Source organism: Streptococcus infantis, from assembly GCF_047460685.1.
GTDB classification, from domain to species: Bacteria; Bacillota; Bacilli; order Lactobacillales; family Streptococcaceae; genus Streptococcus; species Streptococcus infantis_AD.
This window is the reverse complement of sequence record NZ_JASHFS010000004.1, coordinates 121216-141291: the sequence shown is the minus strand read 5'-3', so window position 1 is coordinate 141291 and position 20076 is coordinate 121216. Positions and strand designations below refer to the sequence as shown.

The 20076-nt window shown below is 40.4% G+C and carries 17 protein-coding genes, 1 tRNA gene and 1 rRNA gene; 1 reads left to right on the top strand and 18 read right to left on the bottom strand.

Going from position 1 to position 20076, the window contains the following annotated elements; translation table 11 throughout:
- The 4 genes from QM917_RS03055 to pbp2a form a co-directional block, all read right to left on the bottom strand.
- A 16S ribosomal RNA gene (locus QM917_RS03055) occupies window positions 1-395 on the bottom strand; the annotation flags it as partial.
- A 241-nt stretch (window positions 396-636) separates the two neighbouring features.
- Window positions 637-708 (bottom strand) — tRNA-Glu (locus QM917_RS03050).
- 73 nt (window positions 709-781) lie between these two features.
- Window positions 782-1246 (bottom strand): sigma-70 family RNA polymerase sigma factor, encoded by a 465-nt coding sequence (locus tag QM917_RS03045; RefSeq protein WP_414284774.1) that lies wholly within the window; start codon window positions 1244-1246, stop codon window positions 782-784.
- Window positions 1247-1418: 172 nt separating this feature from the next.
- Window positions 1419-3644 carry a penicillin-binding protein PBP2A gene (pbp2a, locus tag QM917_RS03040; protein WP_414284773.1) on the bottom strand — a complete coding sequence of 742 codons (2226 nt, stop codon included), beginning with the start codon at window positions 3642-3644 and terminating at the stop codon, window positions 1419-1421.
- Between the two features lie 88 nt (window positions 3645-3732).
- Between pbp2a and QM917_RS03035 the strand changes: the two genes are divergently transcribed.
- Entirely contained in the window at window positions 3733-4608 is an 876-nt protein-coding gene (locus QM917_RS03035) for an RluA family pseudouridine synthase (RefSeq protein ID WP_414284772.1), read from the top strand.
- A gap of 73 nt (window positions 4609-4681) precedes the next feature.
- Here QM917_RS03035 and gap read toward each other — a convergent pair whose 3' ends face one another.
- From gap to QM917_RS02965, 14 genes are all read right to left on the bottom strand, one after another.
- Window positions 4682-5692 carry a type I glyceraldehyde-3-phosphate dehydrogenase gene (gap, locus tag QM917_RS03030; protein ID WP_033687386.1) on the bottom strand — a complete coding sequence of 337 codons (1011 nt, stop codon included), beginning with the start codon at window positions 5690-5692 and terminating at the stop codon, window positions 4682-4684.
- Window positions 5693-6009: 317 nt separating this feature from the next.
- Window positions 6010-8661, bottom strand: a complete 2652-nt coding sequence (gene adhE / locus QM917_RS03025; protein ID WP_414284771.1) for a bifunctional acetaldehyde-CoA/alcohol dehydrogenase — start codon at window positions 8659-8661, stop codon at window positions 6010-6012.
- Window positions 8662-8961: 300 nt separating this feature from the next.
- A complete protein-coding gene (locus QM917_RS03020) occupies window positions 8962-9375 on the bottom strand; it encodes a hypothetical protein (RefSeq protein WP_414284770.1) in 414 nt (137 codons plus the stop codon).
- Window positions 9350-9805, bottom strand: a complete 456-nt coding sequence (locus QM917_RS03015; protein ID WP_414284768.1) for a low molecular weight protein-tyrosine-phosphatase — start codon at window positions 9803-9805, stop codon at window positions 9350-9352. The genes QM917_RS03020 and QM917_RS03015 overlap by 26 nt, the downstream gene beginning before the upstream one ends.
- A gap of 48 nt (window positions 9806-9853) precedes the next feature.
- The gene (gene yajC, locus QM917_RS03010) at window positions 9854-10174 is read right to left on the bottom strand and encodes a preprotein translocase subunit YajC (RefSeq protein ID WP_075230983.1); all 321 of its coding nucleotides are present in this window, start codon (window positions 10172-10174) and stop codon (window positions 9854-9856) included.
- Between the two features lie 116 nt (window positions 10175-10290).
- Window positions 10291-12267, bottom strand: coding sequence for a transketolase (tkt, locus tag QM917_RS03005; RefSeq protein ID WP_414284767.1), 1977 nt, complete (start codon window positions 12265-12267; stop codon window positions 10291-10293).
- A gap of 114 nt (window positions 12268-12381) precedes the next feature.
- Window positions 12382-13473, bottom strand: coding sequence for an L-ascorbate 6-phosphate lactonase (gene ulaG, locus QM917_RS03000; RefSeq protein ID WP_006153413.1), 1092 nt, complete (start codon window positions 13471-13473; stop codon window positions 12382-12384).
- A 116-nt stretch (window positions 13474-13589) separates the two neighbouring features.
- Window positions 13590-15263 (bottom strand): BglG family transcription antiterminator, encoded by a 1674-nt coding sequence (locus QM917_RS02995; RefSeq protein ID WP_414284766.1) that lies wholly within the window; start codon window positions 15261-15263, stop codon window positions 13590-13592.
- Window positions 15264-15429: 166 nt separating this feature from the next.
- Window positions 15430-16137, bottom strand: a complete 708-nt coding sequence (locus tag QM917_RS02990; protein WP_414284764.1) for an L-ribulose-5-phosphate 4-epimerase — start codon at window positions 16135-16137, stop codon at window positions 15430-15432.
- A gap of 1 nt (window position 16138) precedes the next feature.
- Window positions 16139-17002 (bottom strand): L-ribulose-5-phosphate 3-epimerase, encoded by an 864-nt coding sequence (locus QM917_RS02985; protein WP_414284763.1) that lies wholly within the window; start codon window positions 17000-17002, stop codon window positions 16139-16141.
- A gap of 3 nt (window positions 17003-17005) precedes the next feature.
- Complete coding sequence (locus QM917_RS02980; protein ID WP_061863926.1) at window positions 17006-17671, bottom strand: 3-keto-L-gulonate-6-phosphate decarboxylase UlaD; 666 nt, start codon at window positions 17669-17671, stop codon at window positions 17006-17008.
- Between the two features lie 16 nt (window positions 17672-17687).
- The gene (locus QM917_RS02975) at window positions 17688-18173 is read right to left on the bottom strand and encodes a PTS sugar transporter subunit IIA (protein ID WP_061863925.1); all 486 of its coding nucleotides are present in this window, start codon (window positions 18171-18173) and stop codon (window positions 17688-17690) included.
- A gap of 76 nt (window positions 18174-18249) precedes the next feature.
- Window positions 18250-18531 carry a PTS sugar transporter subunit IIB gene (locus QM917_RS02970; RefSeq protein WP_000241466.1) on the bottom strand — a complete coding sequence of 94 codons (282 nt, stop codon included), beginning with the start codon at window positions 18529-18531 and terminating at the stop codon, window positions 18250-18252.
- A 22-nt stretch (window positions 18532-18553) separates the two neighbouring features.
- Window positions 18554-20011 carry a PTS ascorbate transporter subunit IIC gene (locus QM917_RS02965; RefSeq protein WP_075230989.1) on the bottom strand — a complete coding sequence of 486 codons (1458 nt, stop codon included), beginning with the start codon at window positions 20009-20011 and terminating at the stop codon, window positions 18554-18556.
- Window positions 20012-20076 lie beyond the last annotated feature (65 nt).

Here is a 20076-nt window from a genome sequence, read left to right as displayed (position 1 = left end):
GGTCAGACTTCCGTCCATTGCCGAAGATTCCCTACTGCTGCCTCCCGTAGGAGTCTGGGCCGTGTCTCAGTCCCAGTGTGGCCGATCACCCTCTCAGGTCGGCTATGTATCGTCGCCTTGGTGAGCCGTTACCCCACCAACTAGCTAATACAACGCAGGTCCATCTGGTAGTGATGCATTTGCACCTTTCAAGCAGATATCATGCAATATCTACTGTTATGCGGTATTAGCTATCGTTTCCAATAGTTATCCCCCGCTACCAGGCAGGTTACCTACGCGTTACTCACCCGTTCGCAACTCATCCGGAGAAGCAAGCTCCTCCTTCAGCGTTCTACTTGCATGTATTAGGCACGCCGCCAGCGTTCGTCCTGAGCCAGGATCAAACTCTCATTAAAAGTTTGAGTTCTCACTCATTTCTGTCACTGACAGATTTATTGTTTTTTCATTGTTCAGTACTACAACCTTAGTTGTAGTGCCCTGCACATTGGTTCGTCTTGTTCAGTTTTCAAAGGTCTTTGTCACTCGCTTCTCTCAAGTGACAACTATATTAGTATATCACAGCCGCCTTCGCTTGTCAACACTTTTTTGAAACTTTTTTTAATTTTTTTCATCTAGTGTTTCATCTGCTTCATACTATAGTCCGTACGGGATTCGAACCCGTGTTACCGCCGTGAAAAGGCGGTGTCTTAACCCCTTGACCAACGGACCGGAGTTGTTATTTTCAACTCTTACTATTATACCGACTTTTCTTACTTTGTCAACACCTTTTTTTAACTTTTTTTCATTTCTCCTGAATTACTTCCTTCAGTTCTCTTAGAAGGGCTTTGCGGCCTTTAAATCGTTCGTCTGCCCAGAGGCGTTCGTAGGTTTCTTGTTTATCTTGTTGTAATTTTCTTCTATATGTATCCAACAATTCGTGAAGGGCGTAGTAATCATCCAGCCACAATCCTCCTTCTGGTAGGCGATGGCTAATTTCCCCTACTTCTTCATAGGCCATTCGGTCTAGGCGACGTTTTTGACTCTCTTGTTTTCTGACGCTATCAAGGATTCGATTGCGAAATTTTGTTTTGAAGTAGACGTAGAGTTTCTTTTCTTCTTCCACTAGTTCTGGATGAGCCTCGAGGAGTTCATAGAGACAGATCAGTCCTTCTTGATCCCAATCCTCTTTTTCCCACAGGTGGAGATAATAATCTTTTCGGCATCTATGAACAATACCTTTTACTTTCTCATAATACTTTTCAAGCATTTGCTTTCCCCCTTTCTCTGCTTTTAGTTTAGCAGAGAAAGGGGGAAAGAGGGGCTTTGGTTTCTGTCTTGTGTTTTTTTGAGTCTGTAATGTTATGGAAGTTGTGAATGCTGACAAGTGAGAGTGAAAAAAGACAAAGATTTGAATCCTTGTCTTTTAGCTTATAAACGTATTAGTGAAACAGATCTACAATGGTATCCCAAACTGTCTGGGCTTTTTCTTTAATCTTAGCATCTGAAATAGCTTTGCCTGCTTCATCGACCAGATTTTGTGCTCGTCCACGAATATCTGCTAATATATCATCTGACTGCGTACTAGTATCACTTGTAGTTTGTTTCCGTGTGTTTTCTGGTTCAATACCATTCAACTTATAGGCGTTTTCAACTGTAAAGGTACTACCTGGTGTATAAGGAAGAATTGTTTCCGCCATACTTCTAAAAATGTGAGCAGCACCATTCGAAGTCGAACCTGCCAGATAATGATTTTCGTCCGTAGTCGGGAAACCAAGCCAATGACTTATCACCACATCAGGCGTATATCCGATAACCCACTGGTCACTTGTATATACTGGGTTAAAAGCTGCTTCAGTTGTACCAGTTTTCCCAGCCATAACATAGTCATCTGGTGAGGAGCTTATTCCTGTACCGTTTGTAAAAGTACCTAACATCATACTGGTCATTTTATCGGCTACTGACTTATCTATTATACGTTTTTGAGAATTTTTGTGGGTTGCAATGACTTGGCCACTCGCATTTTCAATACGAGTAATAAAATGCGCTTCAGGTATCAAACCTTCATTTGCAAACGCTGCATAAGCCTGCGCCATTTGTAGCGGACTTGTCTCCACCCCACCACCTAGAGCTACACCTAGCACACGATCAACATTCGTTAAATCAAGTCCGAATCTTTCACCTGATTCAAAAGCCTTATCGATACCAAGTTGCTTGACTGTCGCTACAGCAGGAAGATTTAGAGACTCGGCTAAGGCTTGATACATTGGAACTTCTGGTGATGTCTTGATTCCTGCGTAGTTGTCTACTTTATAATCACCATATTGCATGGTATGATTATCCAGCTCCTTATTAAGAGACCAACCCGCTTCGACTGCTGGTGTATAGACTACTAAAGGTTTAATCGTTGAACCTGGACTTCTTTTGGTCTGGGTTGCATAGTTAAAATTTCTGAAACCTGTCTTATCATCCCCTGCCACTCGACCAACAACTCCTCGAACTCCACCCGTTTTTGGCTCCAAAGCGACACTACCAGACTCTGCATGTGTCCCATCTTCAGCTGTCGGAAAGAGCGAAGTGTTTTGATAGATAACCTGCATATTTGCTTGGTAATTTTGATCTAGCTCCGTATAAATTCGATAACCGTTATTAACGATTTCTTCCTCTGTTAGATTATACTTTTCAATAGCTTCATTAACAACTGCATCAAAATAAGAAGGATAACGGTAGTCTGATATTTTCCCTTCATAACTGTCTTTCAATTGAGAAGCCATATCAACACTTGCTGCTTCTGCTTCCTTATTTTTATCAAGGTAACCTGCAGCCACCATATTTTGCAAGACAGTATCTCTTCGATTAGTTGAATGCTCAATAGAATTCAGAGGATTGTACAATTCTGGGCCTTTAAGCATACCTGCTAAAGTGGCGGCTTCATCAAGAGTTAATTCCGATGCCGAAACTCCAAAGTACTTTTTACTAGCATCCTCAACACCCCAAACTCCATTACCAAAGTAGGCATTGTTCAAATACATGGTTAGAATTTCTTTTTTACTGTATTTTTTGGTTAATTCTAAAGCAAGAAAGAATTCTTTGGCCTTTCTTTGCACAGTTTGGTCTTGTGAAAGATAAGCATTTTTCGCCAACTGTTGAGTAATTGTAGAACCACCACCCGAGCGACCAGCTGTTAGGATAGCTAGGAAAAAGCGACTATAGTTAATTCCGCTATTTTTATAGAAGCTTCTATCTTCTGTCGCAATAACAGCATTCTGCAACTCTTCACTAATTTCCGAAAGTTCAACATAGGTCCCTTTTTGGCCTGACAAGGCACCAGCCTCATTCTCTTCTCTGTCAAAAATCACCGTTCGTGTTTTCAAAGCATTCTGCAAGTCTGTAACATTTGTCGATTTAGCCAAGGCAAATAGATAGACCCCAACAAACAAGCTTGCACTTAGTCCGAGAATTAGAAAGATTTTGGTCAGATGATAGCGACGCCAAAATTTTCGAATAGGTCCGACTTGCCCAACTTTCTTTCGCCCACCTCTTGACCGTCTTAAATTAGTCGAAGTATTTTCTTCATTATTAGCTTCGTCGATTTCTATTTCTTCCATTTCAGCTTCATCTTTCTTAAATAAAGAAAGAAATTTTTCAAATAATGTATCTAATTTCATGCGTTTATTTTATCATCTTCCCCATAGGAAGACAAGAATTTAGCTAGTTTCTCTATCCAAATAATCTATTTTTTGTTACAATATCTGTATGAAATTTACCTTTGTTATCCCTGACTCTCTTCCTGAAATGACTGTCAAAGTCTTCTTGGAAGATCAACTACTCATTCCAAGAAAAATACGGCATTTCTTGAGAATTAAAAAGCACATTCTCATCAATCAAGAAGAAGTCCATTGGCATCAAACTGTCAAAGCCGGAGATGAATGTCAACTGATTTTCGATGAGGAGGATTATCCTAAAAAAGAAATTGTTTGGGGGAATCCTAATCTTGTCCAAGAAGTTTATCAGGACCAACATTTAATCATCGTCAACAAACCTGAAGGAATGAAAACTCACGGCAATCAACCAGATGAGATTGCTCTTCTCAATCATGTCAGCGCTTATGTAGGTCAAACTTGCTATGTCGTTCATAGACTAGACAAAGAAACAAGTGGACTCGTACTATTTGCTAAAAATCCATTTATACTGCCCATCCTCAATCGATTATTGGAAAAAAAAGAGATTTCGCGAGAATACTGGGCTCTGGTTGAGGGAAAAATAGGAACTAAAGAGCTTGTCTTTCGAGACAAAATCGGTCGCAATCGTCACGATCGTAGAAAACGGGTGGTGGATTTCAAAAATGGTCAATATGCTGAAACTAATGTAACTCGATTGAAACAATTTCAAAACAAAACTAGTCTCGTTCGTTGTAGATTAAAAACAGGGCGAACTCATCAGATTCGAGTTCATCTATCTCACCACGGACATCCAATCCTTGGAGACCCGCTCTACAATCCACATTCAAAAACTAAAAGACTAATGCTTCATGCATTTAAACTTTCCTTTGTCCATCCTCTGACCTTAAACAAATTAAGCTTTACTGCGCTATCAGATACATTTGAAAGAGAATTAAACCAAAATGGATGACTCTATCATCCATTTTTTCTTATGGATACAATAAAAGCAAGACCAGTTGGTCTTGCTTTTATCAACTCAAGAATTATTTAGCGATTTTTGCGAAGTATTCAAGAGTACGAACAAGTTGTGCAGTGTATGACATTTCGTTGTCGTACCATGATACAACTTTAACCAATTGTTTACCGTCAACGTCAAGAACTTTAGTTTGAGTTGCGTCAAACAATGAACCGTAAGACATACCTACGATATCTGAAGATACGATTGGATCTTCTGTGTAACCGTATGATTCGTTTGAAGCTGCTTTCATAGCTGCGTTCACTTCATCAACAGTAACGTTCTTTTCAAGAACTGCTACCAATTCAGTAACTGATCCAGTTGGAGTTGGAACGCGTTGTGCAGATCCGTCAAGTTTACCGTTCAATTCCGGGATTACAAGACCGATAGCTTTTGCAGCACCAGTTGAGTTAGGAACGATGTTTGCAGCACCAGCGCGAGCACGGCGAAGGTCACCACCACGGTGTGGTCCGTCAAGGATCATTTGGTCACCAGTGTAAGCGTGGATAGTAGTCATCAATCCTTCTACAACACCAAAGTTGTCTTGAAGAGCTTTAGCCATTGGAGCCAAACAGTTTGTAGTACATGAAGCACCTGAGATAACTGTTTCAGTACCATCAAGAACGTCATGGTTAGTGTTGAATACAACTGTTTTAACGTCGTTTCCACCAGGAGCAGTGATAACAACTTTCTTAGCACCACCAGCGTGCAAGTGTTTTTCAGCAGCTGCTTTCTTAGCAAAGAAACCAGTAGCTTCAAGAACGATTTCTACACCGTCGTTAGCCCAGTCGATTTGTTCTGGATCACGTTCAGCAGAAACTTTGATGAATTTACCGTTAACTTCAAATCCACCTTCTTTAACTTCAACAGTACCGTCGAAACGACCTTGAGTTGTGTCGTATTTCAACAAGTGTGCAAGCATAACTGGATCTGTAAGGTCGTTGATACGAGTAACTTCAACACCTTCTACGTTTTGGATACGACGGAAAGCAAGACGACCGATACGTCCGAAACCGTTAATACCAACTTTAACTACCATTAGTGATTTCCTCCTTATGAAAATCATGAAATTTTTATTGTGAAAAGAGTAACTTGAATCACTACAAATCACCTTTCAACAAACCTATTATATAACTATTTAAGTTTAATTGCAAGTACGGGCGTTGTTTTTTGTCTCCACCTTACTTATTTTTCTTTCTTCTTTCAAAGCCCATACTGCTGTTTTTCCTTGTCTAAATAGTCATTTCCTACTTTTATTTTCAGATAAAAATCTAATATAGAAAGCTAAAATTTATTTTCGATACTCCAATTTCACAAAAAAGAGACAGGAAATTCCTGCCTCTAGGCTGATAACAATTATTTACGGCGTCCTGGTCTTTCTTTGTAACCATAGTAAGAATCTTCGATGATTTCTTGCATGTGGTCAACCATTGGAAGACGTGGGTTAGCTGGTGAACATTGGTCTTCATAAGCAAGGAAGGCCAATTCACGAGAATGTTCTTTCCATTCTTTTTCATCGATTCCTTGCGCTTTGAAGTTCATTTGGATACCTACGCGCTCACCAAGTTCGTAGACAGCTTTTGCGTAAGATTCCACACCTTCTTCTGGAGTAGAAGCTGGAAGTCCAAGCATGCGTGCGATATCTTGGTATTTTTCATCTGCACGGTAGTAGTTGTACTTAGGCCATGTTGCTGTCTTAGCTGGACGTGTACCATTGTAGCGGATAACGTATGGAAGCAAGATTGCATTTGTACGACCGTGGATTGTGTGGAATTGCGCACCGATCTTATGGGCCATTGAGTGAGAAATACCCAGGAAGGCATTGGCAAAGGCCATACCAGCGATTGTTGAAGCGTTGTGCATTTTCTCACGTGAGTGGAAGTCTGCATTCTTAACTGAGCTTTCAAGGTTTTCGAATACAAGTTTGATAGCTTGAAGTGCCAAACCGTCAGTGTAGTCGCTAGCCATTTGTGATACGTAAGCTTCAGTCGCGTGGGTCAATACGTCCATACCAGTATCAGCAGCTACAAATCCAGGAACTGTCAATACCAAAGCAGGGTCTACGATTGCCACAGTTGGTGTCAATGAGTAGTCAGCAATTGGGTATTTACGGTTGTTTGCTTTATCAGAGATAACGGCAAATGGAGTTACTTCAGATCCTGTACCAGATGTAGTTGGGATAGCGATGAATTTAGTCTTCTTACCAAGCAATGGGAATTTGAAGGCACGTTTACGGATATCCATGAATTTTTGAACAAGGTCACGGAAGTCCACTTCTGGTTGTTCGTAGAAGAGCCACATTACTTTAGCAGCATCCATTGGCGATCCACCACCAAGAGCGATGATTGTATCTGGTTTGAAGGCACGCATGATCTCAGTACCACGTTCAACTGTAGTAATATCTGGATCTGGTTCTACATCTGCAAAGATTTGGTAAACAACCTTATTGCGACGAAGGTCAAGTTGTTCGATGATACGATCAAGGAAACCAAGCTCTACCATGGCATGGTCAGTAACGATCATGACACGTTCAACGTCACGACATTTTTGAAGGTATTGAATTGAATCACGTTCAAAGTATGTTTTTGAAGGAAGTTTCATCCATTGCATGTTATTTCTCCGTCTTCCGACTTTTTTGATGTTCAAGAGGTTGATGGCGCTAACGTTATCCCCAACTGAGTTACGTCCGTAAGAACCACATCCGAGTGTCAATGATGGCAAGAAGGCATTATAAACGTCCCCGATACCACCGAAAGTAGAAGGTGAGTTACAGATAACACGAATAGCTTTAACAGCTTTACCAAATTCTTTAGTCAATTCTTCATCAGCTGTATGGATGGCTGCTGAGTGCCCAAGACCGTTAAATTCAACCATTTGACGAGCTTTAGCAATACCATCTTCACGGCTTTCAGATTTCAAAACTGCGATAACTGGTGACAATTTTTCACGAGTCAATGGCTCGTTTTCACCAACTTCTTTACATTCTGCAGCAAGAATGTTTGTTCCTTCTGGAACCGTAAATCCTGCTTGTTCTGCAATCCAAGTTGCTGGTTTACCAACGATGTCAGCGTTCAATTTTGCACCAGCACAGTTTTTGCTGTTTGCTTTCACGCCGAAGCAGAACTCTTCAAGAAGTGCTTTTTCTTTTTTGTTTACAAAGTAAGTGTGGTAAGATTTGAACTCTGCTACAAATTCATCGTAAATTTCTTTATCAATGATAACCGCTTGTTCAGATGCACAGACCATACCATTGTCAAATGATTTAGACATTACGATATCGTGAGCAGCTTGGCGGATGTTAGCTGATTTTTCAACATAAGCTGGAACGTTTCCGGCACCTACCCCAAGAGCTGGTTTACCACATGAGTATGCCGCTTTAACCATGGCATTACCACCTGTTGCAAGGATTGTTGCAATACCTTCGTGGTTCATCAATGCACTAGTTGCTTCCATAGATGGTTCAGTAATCCACTGTACACAGTTTTCAGGAGCACCTGCTTTAATCGCTGCATCACGAACGATTTGAGCTGCGTGAGCTGATGATTTTTGAGCTGATGGGTGGAATGCAAAGACAATAGGATTACGAGTCTTCAATGAAATCAACGCTTTAAAGATTGCTGTTGAAGTCGGGTTAGTTGTTGGAGTGATACCACAAACAACACCAACTGGTTCAGCGATAAGAGTCAATCCTGTTACATCATCTTCTTCGATAACACCAACTGTTTTAGTGTGGCGCATGTTGTTTACTACGTGCTCACAAGCAAATAAGTTTTTAGTTGCTTTATCTTCAAATACTCCACGTCCTGTTTCTTCAAAGGCATGTAAAGCCAATTCTCCGTGAGCATCAAGTGCTGCAACTGAAGCTTTTGCTACGATATAATCGACTTGATCTTGGTCAAGTTTACGCATTTCTTCAAGGGCAACTAAAGCTTTTTGCACCAAACCATCGACATGCTTTTCAGCAGCGAGTTTCTTTTCTTCTGGTGTTACAGTTTTTTTATCAGCCATATTTTCCTCCATAGCTTTCAAGGATTGTAAGTCCTTTGTTAATTTTTTCACAAGTTTATTATAACTCTTTTTCAAACGTTTGTAAACAGTTTCATAGACATTTCACAAACTTTTTTTATTTGTTTGTGAAAACAATTTCAAATATACCCGTACATGCGCTTTTTCACTTAAAGTTTGTGAATTATTCCATAAAAGTTTTATTTTTCACAAACTTAATTGTAAAACAGTCTTGTAAGCCGTTTTTATTTCCATGTAAGCGTTTTCTCGTATCCTGGAAGAATACCTCCTTCTAGGAGGAGGTTATTGTGCTTGTTGAAATAAACCTTGTTTGAAGTCCCCTTCATAGACTACTTCTTGTTCGGTAGTCAGTTTTCCTTTTCCTTCAGCTTGGCCATTTATAAAGTCTCCCTCATATACCCAACCTGCTTTAGCTTGGTAGGTACCTTTACCATTGAAGGCGCCATTGCTAAATTCTCCAGTATAGGTATCACCGTTTGAGAAGGTAACAGTGCCCTGACCATTCATCTTACCACGAACTAGGCTCCCGTCATAAATAATAGCATCGTTATCAAGCTTGAGAACGCCCTGTTTTGGAAGATTGGTTAGAAATACGAGACCTGCACAGACAACAATGACGATCACTGTCGCAATTTCTAAACGGGGACGTGTTAAATAGACACTATATTTTTCATAGAGTTTTTTTAAATTTTCCATGTTCACTCTCATTTTCTAAGCGACTTAACCAAGCCTGACAACCTGTTAAAACTCGGTCATAAGTTTCTTCAAAATCACCTGTATACCAGGGATCTGGAACGCTTTCAGATGCAAAAGTCTGTATCTTGTATTGTTGATCCTGTGGACACATCTGACGCAAATCAGCGAGATTAGACTCATCCATCCCAATGATATAGTCAAAATACTCAAAATCTTTTTTAGAAATTTGTTGGGAAGTTTTTGAAGTATCATAAGGAACGCCATGACTTCGAAAGATGCCTTGCGTCCCTTTGTGGATTGGATTACCGTGTTCCCAGGAAGAAGTCGCACGACTTTGAATCTCATATTTATCGGTCAGGGATTTCATTACAAATTCCGCCATAGGACTGCGACAAATATTACCAAGACAGACAAAAGCAATTTTTTTCATTACTCTTCCTCTCACTTATAGAAAAACGGGAATGCATTCCACCCCGTTTTATTCTTCAATAGCACTGCCTTCTTCGATAACTGCACCTTCAGGTGTGACAGCTTCTTTGACTGGCAAAACAGTTCGAATTGCTGCGAGTTCGAAGGTTAGGTATACGCCATCAACATCAAGAACAATTGTTCTATTTTCTGTGTCTACTTCATCAACTGTACCGTAGAGACCACCAATAGTGATTACTTCGTAGCCTTTTTGAAGCTTATTGAGGCTTTCCATACGTTTTTCTGCTTGTTTCTTTTGAGAACGTTGCATGAAGAACATCAAGCCCAACATCAAGACAAGCATAATCAAAAATGTTAAATTCCCACCCATTATTTTTACTCCTTTGTAATTCAGATAAAACTACTATATCAAATTTCACTTGTTTTTACAAGATTGCACCTTGATTTTAGGTCAATAAAAAACCAGAGCAAATGCCCTGATTTTTCTTATTTCAAGTTGTTTACAATTTCAACTAAGTTTTCAACTGTAAATCCATACTCTGCTAAAACTTTTGGTGCTGGTGCAGATGCTCCAAAGGTATCAATACCAAGAACTTCTCCATCAAGACCAACGTATTTGTACCAGTTTTGAGTTGCTCCCATTTCGACTGCTACACGGCGACGAACTGCATTTGGTAAGATTTCTTCTTTGTAGGCTGCATCTTGTGCATCAAATACATCTGTAGATGGCATGCTGACTACGCGAACTTTTCCACCTTGGCTTGCCAATTCTTTAGCGGCTGCTACTGCTAAGTTCACTTCTGAACCTGTTGCAATCAAGATAGTGTCAAAGTCTGCTGCATTTTCATATACAACATAAGCTCCTTTTGCAACCTTGTCAAAGTCTGTTCCTTCTTCAACAGTCAAGTTTTGACGAGTCAAGACAAGAACAGTCGGAGTTTTCTCGCTTTTGACAGCTTGGTACCAAGCTGCTTGAGTTTCACGCGCATCTGCTGGACGGAAAACATTGAGGTTTGGAATCGCACGAAGACCTGCCAAGTGCTCAATTGGTTCATGAGTTGGGCCATCTTCTCCGACTGCGATTGAATCGTGGGTGAAGACATAAGTTACAGGAAGACCTTGTAGAGCTGACAATCGAACCGCTGCCTTAAGATAGTCTGAGAATACGAAGAATGTTCCACCATAAACACGAAGTCCACCGTGAAGAGCCATTCCGTTCAAGACAGTACCCATTGCAAATTCACGAACACCAAATTGGATGTTACGATTTAAGCGATTTGCATCATCTTGAAGTCCATCAGTTTTGATGTAAGTCATATTTGAATGAGCAAGGTCAGCTGATCCACCGAGGAAGGTTGGCAATTTAGCAGCTACAACATTCAAAGCATCCTGGCTTGAGTTACGAGTTGCTTGAGAGAAGCCATTTTCTAAAGCTGGGAAGTCTTCTGGAGTCAATTCAACTGGATCGCGCCCTTCGATGATTGCTTCCACTTCTGTAGCAAGTTCTGGGTGAGCTTCTTTGTAATCTGCGACTAGTTTTGTCCATGCTTCGTATGCTGATGCACCACGGTCTGCAACATTTTCTTTGAAATCAGCATAAACTTCTGCCGGGATTTCAAATGGTTCGTAATCCCAACCAAGGGCTTGGCGAGTTGCTGCAGTTTCGTCTGCACCAAGAGGAGCACCGTGTACGGCATTAGTCCCTTGTTTGTTTGGAGAACCATATCCAATAACAGTTTTCACTTCGATCAAAGATGGTTTGCCTGAAGCCTTAGCTTCTTCAATAGCAGCATGAATAGCTTCTAAGTCTGTTCCATCTTCTACCAAGGCTGTATGCCAACCGTAGGCATTGTAACGATCGCGAACACTTTCTGTGAATGAATCTTTTGTCTCACCATCCAAGTTGATATCATTTGAATCATAAAGAACAACCAACTTGTCTAGTTTTTGCAAGCCTGCATAAGAAGCAGCTTCGCTTGAGACACCTTCCATCAAGTCACCATCTCCACAGATAACGTAAGTGTAGTGGTCAAAGATGTTATAACCTTCACGGTTGTACTTAGCTGCAAGGAAACGTTCTGCTTGTGCAAAACCTGTCGCAGTCGCAATCCCTTGTCCTAGAGGACCTGTTGTTGCATCAACCCCTGCTGTATGACCAAATTCTGGGTGACCTGGAGTTTTAGAGCCCCATTGACGGAAGTTCTTCACTTCATCCATGCTCACATCTTCAAATCCAGAGAGGTGGAGAAGGGCATAAAGAAGCATTGAACCATGACCAGCTGAAAGAATAAAACGGTCGCGGTTAATCCAGTTTGGTTGAGCTGGATTGATACGAAGTTCTTTAGTGAATAGGCTGTAGGCCATCGGTGCAGCTCCCATAACCACCCCTGGGTGACCTGAGTTCGCTTTATTGATAGCGTCAATACCTAGAAAACGAATCGCATTAACAGATAGATTTGACATAGAATTTCCTTTCTCTTTGAGGTGATAGGTCTATCACATATTCTATTTGTACTATTATATGAAAATTATCCGTATCGTGCAACATACGGATAACCTCCAGAAAAAATTTTTATATTAAAGCAAGGCTTTGAATTGGATATTTGAGTCTTGTTCGAAGCAGTCATCAAAACCACGTGGGTGATGGTATTCTATTAAGTGTTGGTCTTGAGGATAAGTGTATTTACCACCAACTTCCCAGATAAATGGATGGAAATCGTATTGCAAGCGATCTTTTCTCATTTTCCAAAGTTCTAGGATTTCATTGGTAGAAGCCATGAAGTTAGACCAGATATCATAGTGAACTGGGATAATGACTTTTGCACGAAGATTTTCTGCCATGCGAAGAAGGTCGATAGAAGTCATTTTATCTTGGATACCTACTGGGTTTTCACCATAGTTATTCAAAGCAACATCAATTTTGAAGTCTTTACCATGTTTTGCAAAGTAGTTAGAGAAGTGAGAATCAGCGCCATGATAGATGGTTCCACCTGGTGTTTCAAAGACATAGTTAACCGCTTTTTGAGCCATTTCTTCATCTGTAACAGCTAAGCCAGCAAGTTCACCGCCTGTCTCATCAGCACCGTTCACTGGTAGCGTTACCAAGCAAGTACGGTCAAATGATTCTACTGCATGAATCTTCATGTCTTTTAGTTCAATAGTATCACCTGGTTTGACAACGATGATGCGTTCTTTTGGAACACCCCATCCTTCCCAGATTCGTCCACAATGGTAAGGACCGATAAACTTAACATGTTCTAACTTAGGATTGTTGAGAATTGCTGCAGCTGTGTATGGGTCGATATGGTCACTATGGAAGTGTGAAACCAAGTAGTAGTCGAGTTCATTGATAGCAAATGGATCGATAACCATTGGCTGAACACGTAAGTTTGGTTGCAATTTACGAACACCTGCCATATTTGCCATTTGGTGTCCACGAACCATATCTTTCACTTTTTTAGTTGATTTTCCACGGTTTGACCAAAGGTCCATGACAACGTTAGCACCACCTGGTGTTTTAATCCAAGTACCACAGTTGCCTAGCCACCACATGGCAAAGTTGCCTTCAGGAACGACTTCTTCTTCGATTTCTTCGTTCAACCAGGTTCCCCACTCTGGGAAAGTAGCTAAAATCCATGATTCTCTTGTAATTTCTTTTACGTTTGGCATTTGAAATCCTCCATATTTTGTTCAAGTATTCATTTCATACTTAGTATAACACCGACCGAAATATTAAAAAAGACCAAGAAAAACACAGGTTTGTGTTCATCATTGGACTGTGATATTTATGATTCATCTAAAAAAGCTTGGATGACTAATTCTTGGTTGATTAAGAGTTGAATTTCTTCCTTTAATTTTGCTGCAACGTGTTTATCAGATATATAGGTAGTAATAATAGTTGAGAGATTATCCTTAAAAGTGCGACCATCTTTTCGAAGAACCTTATTTTTCATAAAGTCTGTTATGCGTAAAATATCTTCTGCCTCAAGTATAGGGTTTACCTTTAGCACTGGGAAGCGACTCTCAAGCTCATCGTTTGTTGTAATAAGTAAATCAACCTGAGTAATATCCTCCACGCTTTTGAACTGCTCAGTGGTAAAGACTGCCCCAATCTGTTCGTTTGGAAGATAGAAGCGACATTGTTTGAGTAAGAGTTTAGAAACGCCCACTCCTTCATCACACACAATATAAATTTTCTTGGTATTGTTTTGAATCGATGGAGTATACTTTAAAAATCCTCCAACATGAATGGTCAGATAGGCAATCTCATCATCTGTCAATCGAATCTGCCAGGCTTCTTCTAGCACTTCTGCACATTTTTTTGTAATTACGAAAAGCTCACTATACTTGGAACGAATCTGCCGAGTTAAAGGATTTTTTGAGAAAATACCATAGTTCTTTCTGAATAATAGCGCCTTACAATGAATCACAAGATTCCTCAATAAGTCTTCTTTCTGTTCAATCTCCATTCTGGTTTGGGATTCAAAATACCAAATAAACTCTTCTAAAGCCATTCTCAAATGCTGAAAATCTTTACTTTCTGCATGGATGTCTCGATCTTTTCGATAGGATAACAAAAGAATGGCTAACAGAGATCTATCTAATTCTGAAAATGAGATTCCAAATGTTTCAAACAAGCGCTCTCCTAGTTTTTGGGATACCTGATATTCAATTCTCTTTCGAATCAATGAAAACTCTTGCTCAATTTCTTGGTGTTTGTCCTGATTACGAGTAACGGTATCACATCCAAGTAGAAGATAGGGGAGGACCTGTAACATAAAAGTGACTTCGTGATGGTTTATTTTTTTCCCCAAATTCTGCTCAACCAACGGAACCTGTTTTTTGAGAAATTGATTGACCTCATCGGAAAGAAGCATCTCACCGTCTAATCGTTCCTTGATTTTTTCCTCTAAAATAGCAACAAAGGCTGGATTTTCCTCCATAAAGATATGATAGAGAAGGGATTGAAGATACTGGATTTTATTAAGAGGATGTGCATTTAGATAGTAACCGCGAGATTTACTAACTTGAAGCGTTACTTGATACTGCTCTAGTGTCAGCTGGTAACGAATGGTATTTAAATCATTTAGGACCGTATTTCGAGAGACTTCTGTTAATTCCATGAGTTTTTCAAGAGTGATTCTCTCTTTGGAAATACCAATCAGAAGGAGCATCAGCTGCATCCGCTCGTTGGCACTCATGATATAATCATAAGAATCAACTTCGTCTAATAATTGACGACAAGCTTCTCTTTGTTCATCGGTCAAGTAAATACCAATCCGAGGCAGACTGATGATATGCAAATTCTCATCATCCAAAGCATCATTGATTTTATCAATGTGATAGTAGATTTTTCTTCGAGATTGAGCTAAATCTTTCGAAATCGTCATAATCGTTTTGGACGTTTCTTGATCCATCAAATATTGAAGCAAGTCACAGCTCGCCTTATCTAAAACCATAATTCATACTCCTCTATTTGTCAATCGCTTCCAAAACAACTTTATAATGGTATCACATTCGTACAGACTTTGCAATTATATGCTGTAAACTCCTAACAGTGGATACTGACAACTACAAAAGCGAGGCTTGGATCGAAAGGTCCTAGCCTCTTTTCAATTCAATTTCTTATTTCTTTTGACCGTAATAAGCATTTAGACCATGTTTACGTTGGTAGTGTTTTTCTAGGATGTACTGAGGAGCAGGTTCAACTCTTGGATTGATTTGCTCTGTAAAGCGATTCATCTTAGATACTTCCTCTAATACAACAGAGTGATAGACAGCATTCTCTGGGTTTTTGCCCCAGGTGAATGGACCGTGATTACGTACGACAATCCCTGGTACTTCAACAGGGTTGAGACCACGACGTTCAAACTCTTCTACGATAACTAGGCCAGTGTCTTTTTCATAGGCTACTTCTACTTCATCCTTGGTCAAACTACGAGCGCAAGGGATTGAACCGTAGAAATAATCCGCATGGGTTGTTCCATAGAAAGGAATATCACGACCTGCCTGAGCCCAACCAACAGCTTCTGTCGAATGGGTATGGACCACACTAGCAATCTCTGGCCAAGCCTTATATAACTGCACATGAGTTGGGAGGTCCGAAGATGGTCTTAGATCTCCTTCTAGAACCTTGCCATCCAGGTCAGTTACCACCATGTTTTCAGGTGTCAATTCGTCATAATCTACACCTGATGGTTTGATAACAATGACACCGAGTTCGCGATTGACTTCCGATACATTGCCCCAGGTAAATTTAACAAGTCCATGTTTTGGCAATGATTGATTGGCATCACAGACTCGTTTACGCATATCATTGATTACTTGATTCATCTTACATCAAACCTGCTTTCTTAATTAGTGGGTAGAGAAAAGCTTGGGCCTCTTGAATGGCTGCGCGTGTTTCTGCTACAGTTTCACAATTTTCAGACCACATTTCGATTAGGAAAGGACCATTATAATTGGTTTGCTTTAAAATATCGAAAGCTTCTTCCCATTTGACACAACCTTGCCCAAAAGGTACATCTCGGAACTGGCCCTTTGAACTTTCTGTCACTGCATAAGTATCCTTGAGATGGAGAGCTGCGATGGCATGATGGCCAAGATAAAATTCACTGTAGACATCATTATGCCATGCAGACACATTCCCAATATCTGGATAGACAAAGAGGTAGGGAGAGTCAATTTCTTTCTCTATAGCCAAGTATTTTTCGATGCTATTGACGAAAGGATCATCCATAATTTCGATGGCAAGTACCACCTGAGCTTCTTCTGCCCAGTCACAAGCTTTTCTCAAATTTTTAATAAAACGTTGGCGTGTCTGGGGTGACTTTTCCTCATAGTAAACGTCGTAACCAGCTAATTGAATCGTACGAACTCCCAAATCTTGAGCTAATTCGATACATTTTTTCATGAGTTCCAGAGATTTTTCCTCTAGAACTGGATCATTCGATCCCAATGGGTAACGACGATGGCCTGAAAAACAGATAGAGGGAATACGAACACCAGTTTCATAGATCGCTTTGACAACTTCCAAGCGCTCTTCCTTGCTCCAGTCAAGTCTTGCTAAACGCTCGTCTCGTTCGTCAATAGACATCTCGACAAAATCAAAACCTAACTCCTTGGCGAAATTCAAACGTTCCAGCCAAGTAAATTGTGTCGGGGTTGCCTTTTCATAAATTCCAATTGGACGTGCCATGGTTTACCCCCAAATTCGTTTGATTTCATCCTTGAAGGCACGCGCTGCTCCTGCTGGATCGGCAGCCTCTGTAATTCCACGACCTGCGATAAAGGTAAAGACATCAACGCCTTCAAAGAGTTTGAGAGTATCTACATCTAGACCACCTGTTACAGAAACACGGAAGCCCATGTCAATGAGTTTTTTAACCTTATTAAGGTCTTTTTCACCCCAAGTTTCACCAGCAAGAAGGGCATCACGAGATTGGTGATAGATAGCTTGTGAGATACCTGCATCTAGCCAAAGCTGAGCTTGTTCAAAAGTCCAATCACCATAAAGCTCGATTTGGATTTCTCCTCGGTCTCCACGTTCAGCCTTGATAGCCTTTAGAGCTGCTTCCATAGTAGGGATGGTTGCACAACAGATGCAAGTCATCCAATCTGCTCCACGAACGGCATTATTTTTGGCAACTGTTCCACCAGCATCGGCACATTTTGTGTCTGCCACAATAATCTTATCTGGGAAAAGGCTACGTAAAACTTCAACCAATTCACTTCCAACTTGAAGCAAGCAAACAGTTCCAGCTTCGATAATATCTACTTCGTGACCAACAGAAACAGCTGCTTTAATCGCTCCTTGCAAGTCTGAATGGTCTAATGCAACTTGTAAATTAGGTATTCTTTTTGTCATCTCTTTGTTCCTCTTTCTAACTTTCCAAATCCAATCCTTCAAGATAAGGGCTATCCTTAGATTCTTCGATCATCGCCAAGACATCTTCTTTAGTCTGACAAGCCTGTAAACGTGCGATAGAATCTTCTAATTCAAATAAGGCAATGATTTGTGGAATAGCTACACTTGTGTGAATTTTTGAGCTTGTTGCTGCTAATGCAAGCAAAACAGAGACCTCTTTCCCATCTGAAAATACAACAGGATTTTGTAAGGTGATCAATGAAAAGGCATCTCTTTGCACCCCAGCTTCTGGTCTAGCATGGGGCATAGCCATACCTGGCATTAAAATATAATAAGGCCCATACTCTTCAGTTGATTCGATAATAGCATCGTAATACTCTGGCAAAATTGCCCCACTTTCAATCAAGGGATCTACTGCTACTTTGACTGCTTCTTTCCAATCGTTAGCTTCTAAACCTAGTCGGATCGAGTCATTGTCAATTAAAGCTTGTTTTAAATTCATATCTGCCTCCTTTATTTAAAGAGGGAGAAGGACAGAAACGATAACTCTCAGTTTCTGTCCAGCCCCCTCCAACCTTTTACTGTAGTGCTTGACTGAGTTTTTCAGTGATTTCTTTATCATCCATCAAGTTGTCAAGCCCAATTAACTTCCCATTAGTCCGACCTTCCAATTCTTGGATTAAATGAAGAGAAGCGATTACGATGTCATAGCCTGCTGCTAAACCTTTTGCTTCACCGACACTGCATGAATTGACTGTAAAGTCTGTTTGATTAAGCTTACGGAGGGCATTTTCAACCTTCATCTTGATAACCATAGATGAACCCATTCCATTTCCGCACGCTGCTAATACTTTAACCATTTTATTTCTCCTTTTCTAGACACTAAGCTTCTTCTTGAACTTCACCCTTGTAATATTTCTCTTTATCTTTTGCTTTTGCAAATTGAAGTTGAGGAATAACGAGCAAGAAGAGACATACAAGTACATAACCAACAATACCGAGATATTTGAAGATATAACCAAATCCAAGCCATGGGAATTCAAAGTCGATATTTCCATGGTAACCACCGTAAGATGCTAAGTCGAGAAGGGCTACACAGAGAGCTCCTAGAGCAACTTGGAGGACACCTGAAATGAAGGATAGGATAACGGCTGCTTTCCATCCGCCACGCTTATCAGCATAGACCGCGATGGCTGCATTATCAAAGAACACTGGTACAAATCCTGTAATAATAAGGATAGGGTTTTTAAAGACGATAAGCAAGACAATTGTGATCAATTGACCAATCAAACCAAAGGCAAATCCTGACAAGACCGCGTTTGGAGAACCAAATCCATAAGAAGCTGCAACGTCGACCGCTGGGAATGAACCTGGCAACAATTTGTTTGAAATACCTTGGAAGGCATTTGTCAACTCAGATACGAACATGCGGACACCTTGCATCAAAACGAACAAGTAAACAGAGAAGGTGAAGGCTGTTTGGATAATGTACATAAAGAAATCTTGTTTAGCAGGATTGAATAGAGTTCCTGAAGTGATGACTTCTTTATTAGACATAATTTCTGGACCCAAGATTAAAAGAATAGCTCCGAAAAATACGAGCATCAAGGTAGCAGAGGCAACAACTGTATCGTGGAAGATAGAGAGGAATTTAGGCAATTTAAGATTGTCTAGACTTTCTTCTTTCTTACCAAAGCGTCCTGCAACTTTATCTACAAACCAGATTGCAAATTGTTGTTGGTGACCAATCGCAAATCCGCCACCACCAGTCAAGCGTTGAGTTGCCTCAACAGTCATATTTGAACTAACTGCCCAGTAAAGGCCACAGATGATACCGATAGCTGCTGTACCGTAAGCATTGCGCAATTGTGGAACTAAGAATAGAACCATAAGAGATACAGTCGCAGCTTGTTGTACCATGATGTGACCAGTAATAAAGAGGGTTCTTACTTTCGTAATCTTGCGTAGAGCTACAAGCAAGATATTTACTCCAAAACCGATCAATAGAGCTGTAGTTGCAGTTCCGACAAAATCTGGAAATTCAGCTGCAATTTTGTTGTTTGCTGCAGCAAGTCCAAAGTAAGGGTCAATAACCGCTGCACCGATTTGGAATTTGTAGTTAAGGGCTGCCAAGATTGGACGGAAGGTTGTAACCAAACCACCAGCACCCACGTTGAGCAACATATAGCCTACTGTTGCTTTAACGAAACCTGAGAAAACGTCATGAGCAGGTTTTTTCAAAAGTGCATATCCTATTAGCACCAATAAACCTACGAAAAATGCGGGATTCTGCAAAATATTGCTAGAAAACCAATTTAGAACACTTGAAATGACTTCCATAATTGTTCTCCTTTTGAATTGTTTTTGTAAGTTTATTATATAATGTGAAAGCGGAAACAAAAAGA

Excerpts from the sequence above, each read along its gene's own strand:
- QM917_RS03045 (WP_414284774.1), bottom strand. The coding sequence starts at position 1,246 with ATGCTTGAAAAGTATTATGAGAAAGTAAAAGGTATTGTTCATAGATGC.
- pbp2a (WP_414284773.1), bottom strand. The coding sequence starts at position 3,644 with ATGAAATTAGATACATTATTTGAAAAATTTCTTTCTTTATTTAAGAAA.
- QM917_RS03035 (WP_414284772.1), top strand. The coding sequence starts at position 3,733 with ATGAAATTTACCTTTGTTATCCCTGACTCTCTTCCTGAAATGACTGTC.
- gap (WP_033687386.1), bottom strand. The coding sequence starts at position 5,692 with ATGGTAGTTAAAGTTGGTATTAACGGTTTCGGACGTATCGGTCGTCTT.
- adhE (WP_414284771.1), bottom strand. The coding sequence starts at position 8,661 with ATGGCTGATAAAAAAACTGTAACACCAGAAGAAAAGAAACTCGCTGCT.
- QM917_RS03020 (WP_414284770.1), bottom strand. The coding sequence starts at position 9,375 with ATGGAAAATTTAAAAAAACTCTATGAAAAATATAGTGTCTATTTAACA.
- QM917_RS03015 (WP_414284768.1), bottom strand. The coding sequence starts at position 9,805 with ATGAAAAAAATTGCTTTTGTCTGTCTTGGTAATATTTGTCGCAGTCCT.
- yajC (WP_075230983.1), bottom strand. The coding sequence starts at position 10,174 with ATGGGTGGGAATTTAACATTTTTGATTATGCTTGTCTTGATGTTGGGC.
- tkt (WP_414284767.1), bottom strand. The coding sequence starts at position 12,267 with ATGTCAAATCTATCTGTTAATGCGATTCGTTTTCTAGGTATTGACGCT.
- ulaG (WP_006153413.1), bottom strand. The coding sequence starts at position 13,473 with ATGCCAAACGTAAAAGAAATTACAAGAGAATCATGGATTTTAGCTACT.
- QM917_RS02995 (WP_414284766.1), bottom strand. The coding sequence starts at position 15,263 with ATGGTTTTAGATAAGGCGAGCTGTGACTTGCTTCAATATTTGATGGAT.
- QM917_RS02990 (WP_414284764.1), bottom strand. The coding sequence starts at position 16,137 with ATGAATCAAGTAATCAATGATATGCGTAAACGAGTCTGTGATGCCAAT.
- QM917_RS02985 (WP_414284763.1), bottom strand. The coding sequence starts at position 17,002 with ATGGCACGTCCAATTGGAATTTATGAAAAGGCAACCCCGACACAATTT.
- QM917_RS02980 (WP_061863926.1), bottom strand. The coding sequence starts at position 17,671 with ATGACAAAAAGAATACCTAATTTACAAGTTGCATTAGACCATTCAGAC.
- QM917_RS02975 (WP_061863925.1), bottom strand. The coding sequence starts at position 18,173 with ATGAATTTAAAACAAGCTTTAATTGACAATGACTCGATCCGACTAGGT.
- QM917_RS02970 (WP_000241466.1), bottom strand. The coding sequence starts at position 18,531 with ATGGTTAAAGTATTAGCAGCGTGCGGAAATGGAATGGGTTCATCTATG.
- QM917_RS02965 (WP_075230989.1), bottom strand. The coding sequence starts at position 20,011 with ATGGAAGTCATTTCAAGTGTTCTAAATTGGTTTTCTAGCAATATTTTG.